The organism is Leifsonia sp. RCC_180 (assembly GCF_058138205.1).
Genome location: NZ_CP200340.1, coordinates 658,443 through 674,657, shown reverse-complemented (window position 1 = coordinate 674,657; position 16,215 = coordinate 658,443). Strand labels below are relative to the sequence as shown.

The following is a 16,215-nucleotide window of genomic DNA, read 5'->3' as shown; positions in this document are numbered from 1 at the left end:
GGCAGCGCGCACGCCGCCCCAACGTCAGTGCGCGCCGACGCTCACCGTCGGCTCGCCGGAGGTGGTGTCCCCCATCTCCTCGGCGAGGCGGTTCGCCTCGGCGATGAGCGTCGCGACGATCTCCGACTCCGGCACCGTCTTGATGACCTCGCCCTTGACGAAGATCTGTCCCTTGCCGTTTCCGCTGGCGACACCGAGGTCGGCCTCGCGTGCCTCGCCCGGGCCGTTCACGACGCAGCCCATGACAGCGACACGCAGCGGCACGCTCATACCCTGCAGACCCTCGGTCACGCTGTCCGCCAGCGAGTAGACGTCCACCTGGGCCCGGCCGCAGCTCGGGCACGAGACGATCTCGAGCTTGCGCTCGCGCAGGTTCAGGGACTGCAGGATCTGCAGTCCGACCTTGACCTCCTCCGCCGGCGGCGCCGACAGCGAGACGCGGATGGTGTCGCCGATGCCTTCGCCGAGCAGGATGCCGAATGCCGTCGCCGACTTGATCGTGCCCTGGAACGCCGGGCCGGCCTCGGTCACACCGAGGTGGAGGGGCCAGTCGCCGCGCTCGGCGAGCATCCGGTACGCCTTCACCATGACGACGGGGTCGTTGTGCTTGACCGAGATCTTGAAGTCGTGGAAGTCGTGCTCCTCGAACAGGCTGGCCTCCCACACGGCGGACTCGACCAGTGCCTCCGGGGTGGCCTTGCCGTACTTCTCGAGCAGTCGCCGGTCGAGCGATCCCGCGTTCACGCCGATGCGGAGGGAGACGTCGGCCGCCTTCGCCCGGCGGGCGATCTCGGCGACCTGGTCGTCGAACTTGCGGATGTTGCCCGGGTTCACGCGTACCGCGGCGCAGCCGGCGTCGATCGCGGCGTACACGTAGTTCGGCTGGAAGTGGATGTCGGCGATCACCGGGATCTGGCTCTTCTTGGCGATGATCGGAAGCGCCTCGGCGTCGTCACGGCTGGGGACGGCGACGCGGACGATGTCGCAGCCGGAGGCGGTCAGCTCGGCGATCTGCTGCAGCGTGGCGTTGATGTTGGTCGTCGGCGTCGTGGTCATCGACTGGACGCTGACGGGAGCGTCACCGCCGACGAGGACTTTGCCCACCTTGATCTGACGGGACTTGCGACGGGGTGCGAGGGTTTCGGGGACCTTGGGCATCCCCAGATTGATTGCTGCCACGGGCTCAATCCTACGCGGCTCCGTGGGAGGCGGCTGGGTGCCTCCGGTGAGCGCGCCAACGGATGGCACGGGCGGCCAGGGGTCAGCCGAAGAGGTTGACCGGCTTCACGATATCCGCGTACATGAGCAGGACGCTCATGCCACCGAGGACGATCACGACGGCGAAGGTGAGCGGCATGAGCTTGGCCATGTCCACCGGTCCTGGATCGCGTCGGCGGAAGATCTTCGCCCAGGTGCGGCGCAGCCCCTCCCAGAGGGCGCCGGCGATGTGACCGCCGTCGAGAGGCAGCAGCGGGACGAGGTTGAAGACGAACAGCGCGATGTTGAGCGAGGCCAGCATCCCGATCATCGTGTAGACCTTGTCGACAGCCGGGACGCCGTCGAGTGCGGTGAGCTCACCCGCCGCCCGGCCGATGCCGACGACGCTGATGGGTCCGTTCGGGTCGCGCTCGGCCGAGCCGAACGCGGCGTTCCAGACGTCGACCATGCGCTGCGGCAGGTGCAGGAACACGTTGAAGACCGCCCCGGTCTGGGCACCGACCGCGGGAAGCACGGCGGTGGCCGGTTGCGGCACCAGCTTCGCGACCGGGCCGATGCCGACGAAGCCGACCGTGAGGGTCTCGATGCCGCCGTTGGCGTTCTTGACGACGGCGCCGCTGGCGTCCGTCTTGGCGACCTTGTTGACGACCGGCGTGAGCTGCACGGTGCGCTGCTCGTCGCCGCGGCTGATCACCATCGTGAGCGAGCGACCCGCCGACTCGCGGATGATGGCGGTGGACTGGTCCCAGCTGCTGATCCTGGTGCCGTCGATGCTGACGATGGTGTCACCGGGCTTCAGGCCGGCGGCGGCGGCCGGGCCCTGCGGAGCATCGTCCGGACAGGTCTTGGACGTGCTCCCGGCGGGCAGGACGCACTGGCTCACGGTCGCGACGGTCGTCGAGCTCTGCGGAGCGCCGAAGCCCATCAGGAGGACGCCGAAGAGGACGACGCCGATCACCAGGTTCATGAACGGCCCGCCGAACATGATCACGATCCGCTTCCAGACCGGGAGCTTGTAGAAGGTGCGCTCCTCCTCGCCGACGGCCACCGTCTCGGAGCTCGCGGTGCGCGCATCCTGGACCATCTGCTGCATGAAGCCGGTGGTCGCGTTGCGGCCGCGTCCGCCCTCCTTGCCCGGGGGGAACATCCCGATCATGGAGATGTAGCCACCGAGGGGGATCGCCTTCACGCCGTACTCGGTCTCGCCACGGCGGAACGAGAACAGCGTCTTGCCGAACCCGATCATGTACTGCGTCACCTTGACGCCGAACAGCTTCGCGGGCACCAGATGCCCCACTTCGTGCAGCGCGATCGACACAGCGACGCCGATCAGGATGATGACGACGCCGAGGACGAAGAGGAGCACGGATTCCACGGCTTCAGAGTACTGGCGGACGCCTGCGAGGAGGCCGCGAACGACCTCTATGGCGGCTATGCGCGAGCCGTGGTCTTACCCCGCAATCAGGGCGTCGGCCTTCGAGCGCGCCCAGCGCTCCGACTCCGCCAGCGACTCCCTGGTCAGTTCGCCGGCCGGGACGTGCGCGTCGACCACGCGCTCCACCGTCGTGAGGATGTCGAGGTAGCCGATCGCGCCCGCGTGGAACGCGGCGACGGCCTGCTCGTTCGCGGCGTTGAACACGGCCGGGTACGTGCCGGCGGCAAGCCCGACGCGCTTTGCGAGCGCGACGGCCGGGAAGGCTTCGGTATCGAGCGGCTCGAAGGTCCAGGTGTGCGCCGTCGTCCAGTCCAACGGTGTGCCGACGTCGGGCACGCGGTCCGGCCAGCCGAGACCGAGCGAGATCGGAAGCCGCATGTCGGGCGGCGACGCCTGGGCGATCGTCGACCCGTCCACGAACTCCACCATCGAGTGGATGACGGACTGCGGGTGGACCGTCACCTCGATCCGGTCGTAGGGCACGTCGAACAGCAGGTGCGCTTCGATCACCTCCAGACCCTTGTTGACCAGGGTCGAGGAGTTGGTGGTGACCACGAGACCCATGTCCCAGGTGGGATGCGCGAGCGCCTGCTGGGGGGTGACTTCAGCCAGCGACTCCCGGGCCCGGCCGCGGAACGGACCGCCGGACGCGGTGAGGACGAGCCGCCGGACCTCCGAAGGCGCCCCCGAGCGGAGCGCCTGGGCGATGGCGGAATGCTCCGAGTCGACAGGCACGATCTGTCCAGGCGCGGCCGCCCGCTTGACCAGGCCACCGCCGACGATCAGCGACTCCTTGTTGGCAAGCGCCAACAGAGCGCCGGTCTCCAACGCGGCGAGCGTCGGCCCGAGGCCTACGGAGCCGGTGATCCCGTTGAGCACCACATCCGCTTCGACCGACCGCACCAGCAGTTCGGAGTCGTCGGCGCCGAGCGCCGTGTCGACCACCCCGAAGCGTTCCGCCTGCGCGGCGAGCTCGTCCGCGTTGCGCCCGGCACTCAGCCCGACGACACGGAACCGGTCCGGATTCGCCGCGACCACATCCAGCGCCTGCGTACCGATGGAGCCGGTGGACCCGAGGATGATGACTCTGCGCACGAAGCCATCGTACGCAGCGGGGTGACGACGGCGGCTAGTGCGTGGCCTTGAGGATGTCCACGACGAAGACCATGGTGTCGGTCCCCTTGATGTCCCCGTTGCCTGCGCTGCCGTAGCCGTCGGCGGGCGGGATGACCGCGATCACCTGGGAGCCGACCTTCTGGCCGACCAGTGCCTTGGTGAATCCTGGTACGAAGCCGGAGGCGGTGTTCGTGTAGGGCGCACCGCGCGTCCACGTCGCATCGAAGACGCTGCCGGTCCTCCACAGGACGCCCTTGTACTGGATCGTCACCGTGTCCGTGGCCTGGACCGTCTCCCCGTCGCCCTGCTTGAGCACGGCGATCTTGGTCTCCGTCGGCGGGTCTGCCTTCGGGATGGTGATGGCGGGCTCGCCGGTCTTGGCGTTGAGCTTGACCGCGGGGAAGCCGGAAGGCGGGGTGACCGCCTTGCCGTTCGCGCGGGTCGGGGGCAGGTCGACGACGTCCGCGACCAAAACGACGCTGTCCTTGGTGGTGAGTCCGAGCTGGGAGAGGTCCTGGTTGCCGAAGGCGTCCTTCGCGGGCGCGGTCAGCACCACGCGGGAGCCCACCGACAGGCACTCGACGGCCCGCACCAGGCCGGGCACGTAGGCCTTGTCGTTGACCTGCACCGTCGCGGGCGCCGAGCCGTCGAAGCCCTGCGCGGAGGTCAGCTCCTTGCCGGTCGTGCCGTTGTAGGCGGCCAGCGCGATGTCCACGCTCGACCCGCCCTTCGCCTCGGCGCCGTCGCCCTTGATGACGACGGTGCGCTCCACATCCGTCGCCTTCAGCGGTACCTTGAAGGCCACCTTCGGGGCTGCGCGGTAGTCGCCGGTCACCGTGACCGCCTTCGAGGTGGCGCCCGACTTCACGTTCTGGCAGGCGTTCGCGGCAGGAGTCGAGGTGGCGGCCGGCGCGGCGGAGCTGCACGCGGCGAGTCCGGAGACGAGGAGGGCGGCCGCTGCGGTGGCGGTCAGGGCCTTGAGAGAGGTACGCACGGTCGACCATCCTGCCTTATCCGCCTCTGCCCAAGCTGAGCGCCGGTCAGGGGAACGCTGGATGCGCCGCATACGATGGATTCATGACCCGCGAATTCTCCGTGCCCCAGTCCCGCCATCTCGTCACCGAGCTGCCCGGCCCTCGCTCGGTGGAACTGCAGCAGCGCCGCGTGGCCTCGGTGAGCCGCGGCGCGGGAACGCTGGCGAACATCTACATGGAGTCCGGTTCCGGCGCGATCCTGGTGGATGTCGACGGCAACCGGCTCATCGACCTGGGCTGCGGGATCGGCGTCACCACGATCGGGCACGCACACCCGGGGGTCGCGGCGGCCGCCGCGGAGCAGGCCGCGAAGCTGACCCACACCCTGTTCACGGTCACCCCGTACGAGAACTACGTCGCCGTCGCCGAGAAGCTGGCCGAGATCACGCCCGGCGACTTCGAGAAGCACAGCATCCTCGTCAACTCCGGCGCCGAGGCGGTCGAGAACGCCGTCAAGATCGCCCGGAAGTACACCGGACGCCGCGCCATCGCGACCCTCGACCATGCCTTCCACGGCCGCACGAACCTCACGATGGCGATGACGTATCGCCCCTGGCCGGAGCGGGCCGGGATGGGCCCCTTCCCCGGTGAGATCTACAGCCTCCCGATCAGCTATCCGTTCCGCGACCCGGAAGGGATGACCGGCGAGGAGGCCGCCGAGCGGACGATCGACTACATCCGTACACACATCGGGGCGACCGAGCTGGCCGCGCTGTTCGTGGAGCCGATCCAGGGAGACGGCGGGATCATCATCCCGGCGCCCGGCTACTTCGCCCGCCTGGCCGAGTTCTGCGCCGAGAACGGCATCGTGTTCGTGGCGGACGAGATCCAGGCCGGCATCGGTCGCACCGGTACGTGGTACTCGATCGAGCACCACGGCGTCGTTCCGGACCTCGTCACCAGCGCGAAGGGCATCGCCGGCGGCTTCCCGCTCGCGGCGGTGACCGGCCGTGCCGAGATCATGGATGCGGTCCAGCCCGGCGGCATCGGCGGCACCTTCGGCGGCAACCCCGTCTCGACGGCGGCGGCTCTCGCGGTGTTCGAGGCGTTCGAGCAGGAGGACCTTCTCGCCGAGGCCCGACGGGTCGAGAAGGCCCTGTGGGCCCGGATCGGCGACTGGGCGGACCGCTTCCCCGTCGTCGGCGAGGTGCGCGGGAAGGGCGCGATGTTCGGCATCGAGCTGGTGGTCCCCGGCACCAAGAAGCCCAATCCCGAGGCCCTGACCGCCGTGCTGCAGCACGCGACCCGCAACGGCGTCATCCCGCTCGACGCGGGCAGCTGGGACAGCGTGCTGCGCCTGCTGCCCTCGGTCGTCATCAGCGAAGAGCTCATCGACGACGCGGCCACGGTGCTCGAAGAGGCCCTCGGTCGTCTGGGCTGATTCCCCGCCGTTTCCGGCGCTCTGCTCAGAATCGATCGCTAGGGTCGCAGGGCCTCCGCTCCGGGCGGTCGGTGACAGCAGCAAAGAAGGATGGTGGCAATGCGGCTCCCCCGTCTGCGCCTGCTCGCCGCGGCGTCCGCCGTGGCAGCGGCGCTCGCGCTGGTTCCTGCGGCAGCGGTCGCCGAGTCGCCCACGCCGTTCTACCCGGGCTACATCATCAGCGACGACAGCTTCTTCAACCCGGACGCGATGACCGCGGGCCAGGTCCAGCACTTCCTGGACGATCGCAGCTGCCGGCCGAAGGACGACTCGTTCTGCCTATCCGACTTCCGGATGGATTCGCCCGCCCAGCCGGCGTCGAAGGAGCGATGCACGGCGATGCCCGCGAAGAAGGGCGAGCGGGCCAGCAGCATCATCGTGCGCGTGGCGAAAGCCTGCACGATCAGTCCGCGCGTGCTGCTCGTGCTCCTGCAGAAGGAGCAGTCGCTGTTGACCGCGCCGAGCGCATCCGGCTATCAGAAGGCCACCGGCTACGCGTGCCCCGACACCGCCGCCTGCGACGCCCGCTACTTCGGCTTCTTCAACCAGGTCTACCGGGCGGCGTGGCAGTTCCGCGAGTACACCGTGCACCCCGGCGACTGGCGATACAAGGTCGGCGCGAACAGCATCCAGTACCACCCGGATGCGACGTGCGGCGCGAGCACGGTGACGATCCTCAACCAGGCGACCGCGAACCTGTACAACTACACGCCCTACCAGCCGAACGACGAGACCCTGAAGGCGCCGAAGGGTGAAGGCGGGGACTGCGCGGCCTACGGCAACCTCAACTTCTCGCGGCTCTACTCCGCCTGGTTCGGGACGCCGCTCGCTGTGCGGTACACGGGATTCGTCGAGGACTGCATGGTGTACCGATCCGGCTTCGGCTGCCCGCAGGTGACGCCGCTCAAGCCGTGAGACCCGCGCGCCACGCGACTCGCGCGCATCCATGCCCGAACCGGCATACGACCCCGCCTACCCTCGAAACGTGAGCATCGACGACCCCGACGATGGTGTGGCCTCGGTGAAGAGGCCCGGCGTGCCGTACTACCTCGGCCGCGTGCTCATGGCGCCCCTCCTCAAACTGGTCTACCGCCCGCGCGTGATCGGGAAGCGCAACGTCCCGAAGCACGGCAAGGTCATCCTGGCGAGCAATCACCTGTCGTTCATCGACTCGGTGGTGATCCCGATGACGGCGCCACGGCGTGTCCAGTTCCTCGCGAAGTCGAGCTACTTCGAGGGCACCGGTCTGAAGGGACGCGTCTCCCGCTCCTTCTTCACCTCCATCGGAGCTGTCGGCGTCAAGCGTGGCGCAGGTGCGGCGGCTCAGGAGGCCCTCGACCAGTCCCGCAAGATCATCGAGACGGGTGCGGCGTTCGCGCTCTACCCCGAGGGGACCCGGTCGCTCGACGGCCGCCTGTACCGAGGGCGGACCGGGATCGGCTGGCTCGCCCTGACCACCGGTGCGGTCGTCATCCCGGTCGGCCTGGTCGGCACGGACAAGATGCAGCCGGTGGGTGCGAAGTTCCCCAAGCCGCACCGGATCACGGTGACGTTCGGCGAGCCGATCGACCTCTCGCACTTCGGGCCGCCGGAGTCGGGACGCGCACGGCGCCAGGCGACGGACGCGATCATGACGGCCATCCACAACCTCACGGGCCAGGAGCTGGCCGGCGTCTACAACGAGACCCCGCCCGCGAACGCGGTGGAGCGGGTCAAGCGGGCGTTTCGCCCCGAGCGCCTCTGACGCGGTCTTCCGAGCGCCGGCTCAGGAGGCAGGGCGGTCCTTCGCGCGGTAGGTGCGGGCCTTCTGCCGGTTGCCGCAGACCTCCATGCTGCACCACTGGCGGGAGCCGTTGCGCGAGGCGTCGTAGAACGCCCAGCGGCAGTCCTCTCCCCCGCATAGCTTCACACGCCCGAGCTTGCCCTGGAGGCTGAGGACCACGGCGCTGGCGACCGCGGCGTCGGCCGCGGTCTGGGCTCCGAGTGCCACTGAACCCGCCGCGACGGTCACCGGTAGCGCCAGTTCGGGGAGCTCAGCAGGGACGCCGTCGACGATCTCGCGAAGCGCGTCACGGGCCTGCACGGCGGCGATCCGGTCGCCGGGCTCCACGTTGTGCTCGTGCGCCCAGCGGGCGTGGCCGTCGTCGTTGGCGAGCTGGTCGACGTCATCTTCGACGTCGAGGGTGTTCAGGAAGTCCACCAGCAACTCGGCCCCGAGTTCGGGCCCATTCGTACGCATGTAACCATTGTAACTCATTAGCGGGTTACGGTAGTCTGTAACCAGTCAAAGTAGATAGGTAGTTATCATGCATCCGCTGTTCTTCTGGTCCATGTCCGTGAACGACCTCGCCGAGCGCGAGCGCGATGCCGCCCTGCTTCGAGCGCAGCGTGACTCCGGCGTCGAGCAGCCTCCCCCGCTGAGCCGCGACGACCGCTGGCGCGCCGCGATCCAGCGCTGGGCCGCTGCCGAAGCACCACAGACCGCGGCCCCCGCTCCCTCAACGTCGCCTCGTCTCGGCTGCGCCTGACCTTCAGGCGAGGGTGAGCAGTTCGGGCGCGTGGCGGACGGGGAAGTTCACGCTCGAGGCGATGAAACACTTCTCCGAGGCCGGCTTGTGGAGGGATGCGGCCAGCTCACGCTGAGCAGGGTCGGCCAGAGTCACGCGAGGATGCAGCGTCACCTCGGTGAAGTGGCCACCACCGTCGCGGGTCTGCTCCATGGTGCCGGTCGCCGCATCCGTGTAGCCCACGACGACGACTCCGGCGTTCGCCGCTTCCGCCAGGTAGCTGAGCATGTGGCACTGCGCCAGGGCCGCGAGGAGCAGCTCCTCCGGGTTCCAGCGGTCGCGGTCGCCGAAGAAGGGCCGGTCGGCTGATCCCTCGATCGGATGCTTGTCCGGGGCGCTCACGACGAGGTCGCGGCCGTAGTCCTTGTAGCCGCTGGTGCCCGTCCCACGGTTGCCGGTCCACTGCAGGTCGATCGCGTACGCGTGCTCGAGCTTCATGCCTCGATTCTCGCACCGCCGCTAGACTCGGATGACCATGACTGACACCGTGAGCACCCCCGCGCCCGTCTTCTCCGTTCCACAAGAACGCCGCATCGTGACCGCCATCCCCGGCCCGAAATCGCAGGAACTGCACCAGCGCCGCCTGGCCGTCGTGCCGACCGGCGTGTCGTCCGCACTGCCCGTGTACATCGCCCGCGCGAACGGCGCGATCCTGGTGGATGTGGACGGCAACCAGTTCGTCGACTTCGGCGCGGGCATCGGGGTCACCACGGTCGGCCACACGGAGACGGCGGTCGTCGAGGCCGCCGCCGGACAGCTGCAGGACGTCATCCACACGCTGTTCACGATCACTCCTTATGAGGAGTACGTGCGCGTCGCCGAATTGCTCGCGCAGCACACCCCCGGCGACTTCGCCAAGAAGACCGTCCTCGTGAACTCGGGCGCCGAGGCCGTCGAGAACGGCGTCAAGATCGCGCGCAAGTACACCGGCCGTCGTGCCGTCGCCGTGCTCGACCACGCCTATCACGGCCGCACGAACCTGACGATGGCCATGAACTACAAGGCCATGCCGTACGCGACCGGCTTCGGTCCGTTCGCCGGCGACGTCTACCACGCGCCGAACTCGTACCCGTACCGCGACGGCCTCAGCGGCGAAGAGGCGGCCGCGCGCACCATCGCGTACCTCGAGAAGGTCGTCGGCGCCGCAGACCTCGCGTGCCTCGTCGCTGAGCCGATCCAGGGCGAGGGCGGCTTCATCGTCCCCGCCGAGGGCTATCTCGCCGCTCTGCAGGAGTGGTGCACGGCCAACGGCGTCGTCTTCATCGCGGATGAGATCCAAAGTGGGATGGCGCGCACCGGCGCGCTGTACGCGAGCGAGCACTTCGGCGTCGTCCCGGACCTCGTGCTCAGCGCCAAGGGCATCGCCGGCGGCCTCCCCCTCGCCGCGGTCACCGGACGCGCCGAGATCATGGATTCCGCCCAGCCGGGCGGCCTCGGCGGCACCTTCGGCGGGAACCCGGTCGCCGCGGCAGCCGCGATCGCGGTCTTCGAGACCATCGAGCGCAACGACCTCCTCGCGCAGGCCCGCCGGATCGAGAACGCTCTGAAGCCGGCACTCGAGAAGCTGCAGGAGAAGTACGACATCATCGGCGACGTGCGCGGCATCGGCGCCATGATCGCGGTCGAGCTCGTAAAGCCCGGCACCGGCCACACGACGAAGGAACCCAACCCGGAGGCCGTCAACGCGATCGTCGCGGCGGCCGCCCAAGAGGGCATCCTCTTCCTCAATGCCGGCACCTGGGGCAACGTGCTCCGCTTCCTCCCGAGCCTCGCCGTCTCCGACGAGCTCATCGCCGACGCCGTGTCGGTGATCGACGACGCCATCGCGGCGCTGTGAGCGCGCAGAACGCGATGACCGCCGAAACCTTCTCGGTCGACGACTCCGTCGAGCTGGCCGTCGTCGAGCGCAGCGGGTTCGTCGAGTCGCGGCACGCCGGATCCGCCGTGGTGCTCGGGCCGGACGGCATCGTCGTGCGCAGCCTCGGCGCGCCCGACCAGCCGGTGTTCCCGCGGTCGAGCATGAAGCCGTTCCAGGCGGTCGCCGTCATGGGTGCCGGTGTCCCGCTCGAAGGTGCCAGCGCCGTGCTCGCGACCGCCAGCCATGCCGGCACGCCGGCTCACCTGTCGGTCGTCCGCAAGCTGCTCGCCCAGGCGCAACTCACCGAGGACGCGCTCGGCTGCCCGCCCGACTGGCCGCTCGACACGGCCGCGCGCGACGAGCTGGTCCGCGCGGGCGAGCACAAGCATCCCGTGTTCATGAACTGCTCCGGCAAGCACGCCGCCATGCTGCTCGCGTGCCGCGTGAACGGCTGGCCGACCGAGAGCTACCTCGACCCGACGCATCCCGTTCAGCAGCACATCCGCGACACCGTCGAGCGCCTCACCGGCGAGAAGGTCGTCGCGACAGGCGTCGATGGATGCGGCGCGCCGGTCCACGCCATGTCTCTGCTCGCGCTGGCCCGCGGCATCCAGAGGATCGCGACGGCGTCCGAGGGGTCGCCGTTCGCTCTGTTCCGCAACGCGGCGCTGCTGAAGAACGCGGTGCTGGCGGACGGCTGGGCGATCGACGGTCCGGGGCGCGCCAACACGGTCGTCATCGACGAGCTCGGCATCTTCGCGAAGGGCGGCGCCGAGGGCGTCATGGTGATGGCGGCTCCGGACGGCACGACGGTGACGCTCAAGGTGCTCGACGGCAGCCTCCGCGCCGCCACGATCGTGGCCCTGCGGCTGCTGGCCGACGCCGGCGCGCTGAGCCACGACGATGTCGACCGGGTCGCCCCGATGCTCGACCTCGCGGTGCTCGGCCGCGGCGCGCCCGTCGGCGCCATCCGCGCCTCCTACATCTGACCTCACGCACATCCCCGCTACACAAGCCAACAGCTCCTGAGTTTTTCCTCGCTTTCACGGCGATTCGGGCGAAAAACTCAGGAGCTGTTGGTTTGGGGGCGGGTCGGGGCGGATGGGACGGGACGGTTATTGGCGGGCTAGGCGCTTCGCGCGGGCGGCGGCAGTGATCTGCGACACCAGCACCACGAGGATCGTCAGGATGAAGACGGCCGACGCGATCACGTTCGCCTGTGCCGGGATGCCGCGCGACGCCGCGATGTAGATGTACATCGGGAACGTGGTGACGGCTCCGGCGTTGAAGTTCGTGATGATGAAGTCGTCGAAGCTGAGCGAGAACGACAGCAGCGCCGCTGAGGCGATTCCGGGGAGCAGCAGCGGGAACGTGATCCGCCAGAACACCGCGTTCGGCGACCCGTACAGGTCGCGGCCTGCCTCCTCCAGCGCCGGATCGAGGGACGCGACCCGCGCCTTCACCGTCACGACCACGAAGCTGATGCAGAACATGACGTGCGCGATGATGATCGTCAGGAAGCCCTTGTTGACTCCCAGGCTGAGGAACTGCGCGGCAAGACCCGCACCGAGCACCACCTCCGGACTCGCCATCGGAAGGAACAGCAGGAGGCTGGTCTGCGACCGCAGCCGGAAGCGGTAGCGCATCAGCGCGATCGCGATCATCGTGCCGAGCACGGTGGCGATCACCGTGGAGATGATGCCGATGATGATGCTCGCCATGAACGCGTCGCAGATGCCCACGGCATCGCACACGTTCGTCCAGTTGTGCAGCGTGAACCCGCGCCACGCGATGTTGTTCTTGATGGCGTCGTTGAACGAGAACACGAAGGTGTAGACGATGGGGATGAGCAGGAAGGCCAGCGCGAGGAATGCGTAGACGCCCAGTCCGATCCCCTTGTACCGGCGCCTGCCCTTGACCGCGGACGGCGGTGTGGTGGTGTCGGTGGGAGTGATCATGGTGGTCACAGCAGCTCCTCCGTCCCACTCCGCCGCACGTACGCGCCGACGATGACGAGGATGACGGCCATCAGCACCACCGACATGGCGGCGGCCGTCGGATAGTTCTGCAGCACGAGGAAGTTGCTCTCGATGACGTTTCCGATCATCGAGGTGTCCGCGGCGCCGAGGAAGTCCTGCGAGGCGTTGATATAGTCGCCGGCCGCCGGGATGAACGTCAGCAGCGTCCCCGACACGATCCCGGGCATGGAGAGCGGGATGGTCACCTTGCGGAAGGTGGTCCACGGGCTCGCGTACAGATCCTGTCCGGCTTCGAGCAACCGCGTGTCGAGCCGCTCCAGCGTCGAGTACAGCGGCAGGCACATGAACGGGATGAAGTTGTACGTCAGTCCGAAGATGACCGAGAACGGCGTGCCGGTGATGTGGGCGTCGGGCGGGAGGATGGAGAGCGCCTTCAGAGAGCTGGCGATCCAGCCGTCGTCGCTCAGGATGGCCTTCCACGCCAGGGTCCGCAGCAGGAAGCTGATGAAGAACGGCGCGATGACCAGGGTCATCAGCAGGTTCTGCACCAGCGGCCGTCCGCGCATCTTCACGCCGATGAAGTACGCGAGCGGATAGCTGATCAGCAGCGCGGCGGCCGTCGCGATCAACGCGTAGGCGAACGAGCGCAGGATCTGCGGCCAGTACTCGGCGAGCGAGTCGGTGTAGTTGCTCCACTGGAACGCGGCCTGATACTGGCCGATGTCGCCGTCCACCACCGGCGCCTGGAACGACGTGATGATCAGCGAGATCAGCGGCGTGAGGAAGAAGAGGACGAGGTAGAGAACGCCCGGGAGGAGCAGGACGAGCGCGATGCTGCTCTTGCGGCGGGCGACGGGCTCCTGATCCTGGGTCGGCGGCGCCCCCGTGAACGCGGCGAGGGCCACTATGCCTCCTCCAGCTCCGTCAGCATCCGCTCGCGCGCCTGGGCCGCCAGCGCCTGCGTGTCGGCGTCGTCCGAGAACCGGCCGTCGGCGGGCGGCTCGTCGGCGAGGACGAACGTGTGGGATGCGTCCCACGACACCCAGACGTCGGCGCCGAGCGAGGCGACCGGACCGCTGGCCATGTTCTGCGCGAAGACGACGACGGTTCCGAGACCCGGCACATCCACCAGGTACTGCGTGCTCACGCCGCTGAACGACACATCCGTCACGCGCCCCGGCCCCAGCCGGTTGGCACCGGAGGGGATCGTCGCGGGCGTCTCGTGCAGCGTCAGCTTCTCGGGCCGTACGCCGACGGTGACGAAGCCGCTGGTGCGCTTCGCCCGCGCCCTCGGAACCTGGATGCGCGAGCCGCCGACATCCACGCCGATCGTCTCGTCCCCCGACTCCTGCACCGGGCCGGCGAAGAGGTTCGACTGTCCGAGGAAGTTGGCCACGAACACGGTCGACGGGAGCTCGTACAGGATCTCCGGCGACCCCATCTGCTCGATGCGCCCCTTGTTCATGACCGCGACGGTGTCGGCCATGGTCATGGCCTCCTCCTGGTCGTGGGTGACGTGCACGAAGGTCAGCCCGACCTCGGTCTGGATGGACTTCAGCTCCAGCTGCATCTGCCGGCGGAGCTTGAGGTCGAGCGCGCCGAGCGGCTCGTCGAGCAGGAGCAGGGCCGGCCGGTTGACGACCGCCCGGGCGAGCGCGACGCGCTGCTGCTGGCCGCCGGACAGCGAGGCGGGCCGGCGGGAGGCCAGGTGGTCGAGCTCCACGAGCCGCAGCGCTTCGTGCGCCTTCGCGATCGGGTCGCCGATGCGGCGCCGTCGCAGACCGAACGCAACGTTCTCCAGCACCGTCATGTGCGGGAAGAGCGCGTAGCTCTGGAACACGGTATTCACCGGGCGCTGGAACGGCTTGGTGCGCGTGACATCCTCACCGCCGATCAGGATGCGGCCCTCGGTGGGCTCTTCCAGCCCGGCGACGAGACGCAGGGTGGTGGTCTTGCCGCAGCCACTCGGACCGAGCAGCGCGAAGAACGACCCGGCCGGGATGACGATGTCCAGCTGTTCGATCGCGGTGAACCCGGGGAACCTCTTCTTGATGCCGTCGAGTCGCAGGTCTGCGCCGGACTCGGCGAATACTCCCTTTGCCATCAGGCCCCCAGGATCACCTTCTGGAACGCCGCCTGGTACTTCTGCTCCTCGGCGGGCGTGAGCGAGGCGAAGATCTTGACCGTGCTCAGGGTCTCATCGTCCGGGAAGATCAGCTGGTTGTCGGCGAGCTCCGGGTCGATCTTCGTGGCCGCCTCCTTGGCGCCCTGGACCGGGGTGATGTAGTTCACCCACGCCGCCACCTCAGCGGCGACCTCCGGCTGGTAGTAGTAGTCGATCAGCTTCTCGGCGTTCGCCTTGCGCGACGACCCGATGGGGATGACGAAGTTGTCGCTCCACAGGGTGCCTCCCGCCTCCGGGATAGCGAACTGCCAGTTGTCGCCGGCCTCCGCGTTCAGCTGCGTGATGTCGCCCGACCAGCAGATGGCGGCCAGTGTGTCGCCCGACTTCAGGTCGTTCAGGTACGAGTTGCCCTTGATGTTGCGGATCTGGCCGTCGTTCACCTCTTTGGTGATGGTGTCGATGGCCTTGTTGAAGTCGGCCTCGCTGAACTTCTTCGAGATGTCCACTCCCTGCTGCAGCATGATCAGGCCCATGGTGTCGCGCATCTCGCTGAGCACACCGACCTTGCCCTTGAGCTCGGGCTTCCACAGGTCGTCGATCGACTTGAGGCCCTTGGGCAGCTTCTCCTTGTTCCAGCAGATGCCGGCGAAACCGCTCTGCCACGGGAGGGACTTCTTACGTCCGGGATCGAAGTCGACGTCCTGGAGGTTCGCGACGAGGTTCTTCTTGTTCGGAATGGCGGACTCGTCAAACGGCTGGACGTAGCCCAGACGGATCCAGCGCGCGATCATCCAGTCGGTGAGGCACACGGTGTCCGCACCGATGTCCTTGCCGAGGGCGAGCTGGTCCTTCACCTTGGCGTAGTAGGTGTTGTTGTCGTCGACCGCGACGTCGTACTTGACCTTGATGCCGCTCTGCTTCTCGAAAGCCTCGAGCGTCGGATACTTCCCGGCGTCATCCTGGTCGAGGTAGGCCTGCCAGTTGGCCCAGGTCAGGGTCTTGTCGCTGGAGGACTGATCCTTCGCGGCGGTCGGTTTGCTCGACGCTCCCCCGGTCGAACACGCGGCCAGGGCCATCGCTGCTGCACCGGCGGTCGCACCGGCGAGGAGACCCCGTCGGGTGAGCTGCGACGCCCGGGCGGACTGGACGAGCTGGCGGATCATCGGGTCTTGCGGAAGGTTGCTCGGTTTCACTGTGGTGCTCCTCGGGGGATCGAACACGGACCACGGGCGACGGCGCTTCGGGCGGCACGTCCTCGTGCCGTCGCGGTGGACCCGATCCTGACACAGAAGAGTTGCGATCCGCAGCAGAAAAGGGCCGGATCGTCCATTCGGAAACACAATCTTTACGAAATCCGTTCCCGATCGGTCGATTCGCCCGGGAAACCGCAGACCCGACGTTCTGCCGCGAACAAGCCTGGCCCGGGTGCCTGCGGCGACGGCTGCGCTGCGGAAACCGTCTGC

General features: G+C 68.3%; 16 protein-coding genes. 6 read left to right on the top strand and 10 right to left on the bottom strand.

Translation table 11 applies throughout. The features are described from left to right. Positions 1-24: 24 nt before the first annotated feature. The 4 genes from ispG to AB7E03_RS03310 form a co-directional block, all read right to left on the bottom strand. Positions 25-1,158, bottom strand: a complete 1,134-nt coding sequence (gene ispG / locus AB7E03_RS03325) for a flavodoxin-dependent (E)-4-hydroxy-3-methylbut-2-enyl-diphosphate synthase (protein ID WP_489942850.1) — start codon at positions 1,156-1,158, stop codon at positions 25-27. A 103-nt stretch (positions 1,159-1,261) separates the two neighbouring features. Further along, positions 1,262-2,593: a M50 family metallopeptidase gene (locus AB7E03_RS03320; RefSeq protein WP_489939288.1), complete on the bottom strand. Its 1,332-nt coding sequence runs from the start codon at positions 2,591-2,593 to the stop codon at positions 1,262-1,264. 75 nt (positions 2,594-2,668) lie between these two features. Next, entirely contained in the window at positions 2,669-3,748 is a 1,080-nt protein-coding gene (locus AB7E03_RS03315; RefSeq protein WP_489939286.1) for a 1-deoxy-D-xylulose-5-phosphate reductoisomerase, read from the bottom strand. Positions 3,749-3,782: 34 nt separating this feature from the next. Next, the gene (locus tag AB7E03_RS03310; RefSeq protein ID WP_489939284.1) at positions 3,783-4,763 is read right to left on the bottom strand and encodes an FKBP-type peptidyl-prolyl cis-trans isomerase; all 981 of its coding nucleotides are present in this window, start codon (positions 4,761-4,763) and stop codon (positions 3,783-3,785) included. A gap of 83 nt (positions 4,764-4,846) precedes the next feature. Here AB7E03_RS03310 and AB7E03_RS03305 point away from each other — a divergent pair, with 83 nt between their 5' ends. From AB7E03_RS03305 to AB7E03_RS03295, 3 genes are all read left to right on the top strand, one after another. Then, positions 4,847-6,184 carry an aminotransferase class III-fold pyridoxal phosphate-dependent enzyme gene (locus AB7E03_RS03305; RefSeq protein ID WP_489939282.1) on the top strand — a complete coding sequence of 446 codons (1,338 nt, stop codon included), beginning with the start codon at positions 4,847-4,849 and terminating at the stop codon, positions 6,182-6,184. 99 nt (positions 6,185-6,283) lie between these two features. Beyond that, the gene (locus AB7E03_RS03300) at positions 6,284-7,138 is read left to right on the top strand and encodes a hypothetical protein (protein WP_489939280.1); all 855 of its coding nucleotides are present in this window, start codon (positions 6,284-6,286) and stop codon (positions 7,136-7,138) included. Between the two features lie 70 nt (positions 7,139-7,208). Then, on the top strand, positions 7,209-7,967 hold the full coding sequence (locus tag AB7E03_RS03295; RefSeq protein ID WP_489939278.1) for a lysophospholipid acyltransferase family protein: 759 nt from the start codon (positions 7,209-7,211) through the stop codon (positions 7,965-7,967). Between the two features lie 21 nt (positions 7,968-7,988). Here the strand turns inward: AB7E03_RS03295 and AB7E03_RS03290 are convergent, their stop codons facing one another. Then, the gene (locus AB7E03_RS03290; protein ID WP_489939276.1) at positions 7,989-8,462 is read right to left on the bottom strand and encodes a CGNR zinc finger domain-containing protein; all 474 of its coding nucleotides are present in this window, start codon (positions 8,460-8,462) and stop codon (positions 7,989-7,991) included. Positions 8,463-8,529: 67 nt separating this feature from the next. Between AB7E03_RS03290 and AB7E03_RS03285 the strand changes: the two genes are divergently transcribed. After that, positions 8,530-8,751: a hypothetical protein gene (locus AB7E03_RS03285; protein ID WP_489939274.1), complete on the top strand. Its 222-nt coding sequence runs from the start codon at positions 8,530-8,532 to the stop codon at positions 8,749-8,751. Positions 8,752-8,754: 3 nt separating this feature from the next. Here the strand turns inward: AB7E03_RS03285 and AB7E03_RS03280 are convergent, their stop codons facing one another. Continuing rightward, a complete protein-coding gene (locus AB7E03_RS03280; RefSeq protein ID WP_489939272.1) occupies positions 8,755-9,228 on the bottom strand; it encodes an OsmC family protein in 474 nt (157 codons plus the stop codon). Between the two features lie 37 nt (positions 9,229-9,265). On the opposite strand from AB7E03_RS03280, the gene gabT reads away from it, so the two are divergent. Together gabT and AB7E03_RS03270 are read left to right on the top strand one after the other, a co-directional pair. Beyond that, entirely contained in the window at positions 9,266-10,627 is a 1,362-nt protein-coding gene (gabT, locus tag AB7E03_RS03275; protein ID WP_489939270.1) for a 4-aminobutyrate--2-oxoglutarate transaminase, read from the top strand. 14 nt (positions 10,628-10,641) lie between these two features. Continuing rightward, a complete protein-coding gene (locus tag AB7E03_RS03270; protein WP_489942849.1) occupies positions 10,642-11,637 on the top strand; it encodes an asparaginase in 996 nt (331 codons plus the stop codon). A 126-nt stretch (positions 11,638-11,763) separates the two neighbouring features. On the opposite strand, the gene AB7E03_RS03265 is transcribed toward AB7E03_RS03270, so the two are convergent. Genes AB7E03_RS03265 through AB7E03_RS03250 form a run of 4 tightly spaced genes read right to left on the bottom strand, consistent with a single transcriptional unit; the run spans position 11,764 to position 15,945 of the window. After that, positions 11,764-12,615: an ABC transporter permease gene (locus AB7E03_RS03265; RefSeq protein ID WP_441782344.1), complete on the bottom strand. Its 852-nt coding sequence runs from the start codon at positions 12,613-12,615 to the stop codon at positions 11,764-11,766. Beyond that, complete coding sequence (locus AB7E03_RS03260) at positions 12,612-13,532, bottom strand: ABC transporter permease (protein WP_489939268.1); 921 nt, start codon at positions 13,530-13,532, stop codon at positions 12,612-12,614. Before AB7E03_RS03260 ends, AB7E03_RS03265 begins: the two co-directional genes overlap by 4 nt. Then, entirely contained in the window at positions 13,532-14,731 is a 1,200-nt protein-coding gene (locus AB7E03_RS03255; protein ID WP_441782346.1) for an ABC transporter ATP-binding protein, read from the bottom strand. Before AB7E03_RS03255 ends, AB7E03_RS03260 begins: the two co-directional genes overlap by 1 nt. Continuing rightward, positions 14,731-15,945, bottom strand: coding sequence for an ABC transporter substrate-binding protein (locus AB7E03_RS03250; RefSeq protein WP_489939265.1), 1,215 nt, complete (start codon positions 15,943-15,945; stop codon positions 14,731-14,733). The genes AB7E03_RS03255 and AB7E03_RS03250 overlap by 1 nt, the downstream gene beginning before the upstream one ends. Positions 15,946-16,215 lie beyond the last annotated feature (270 nt).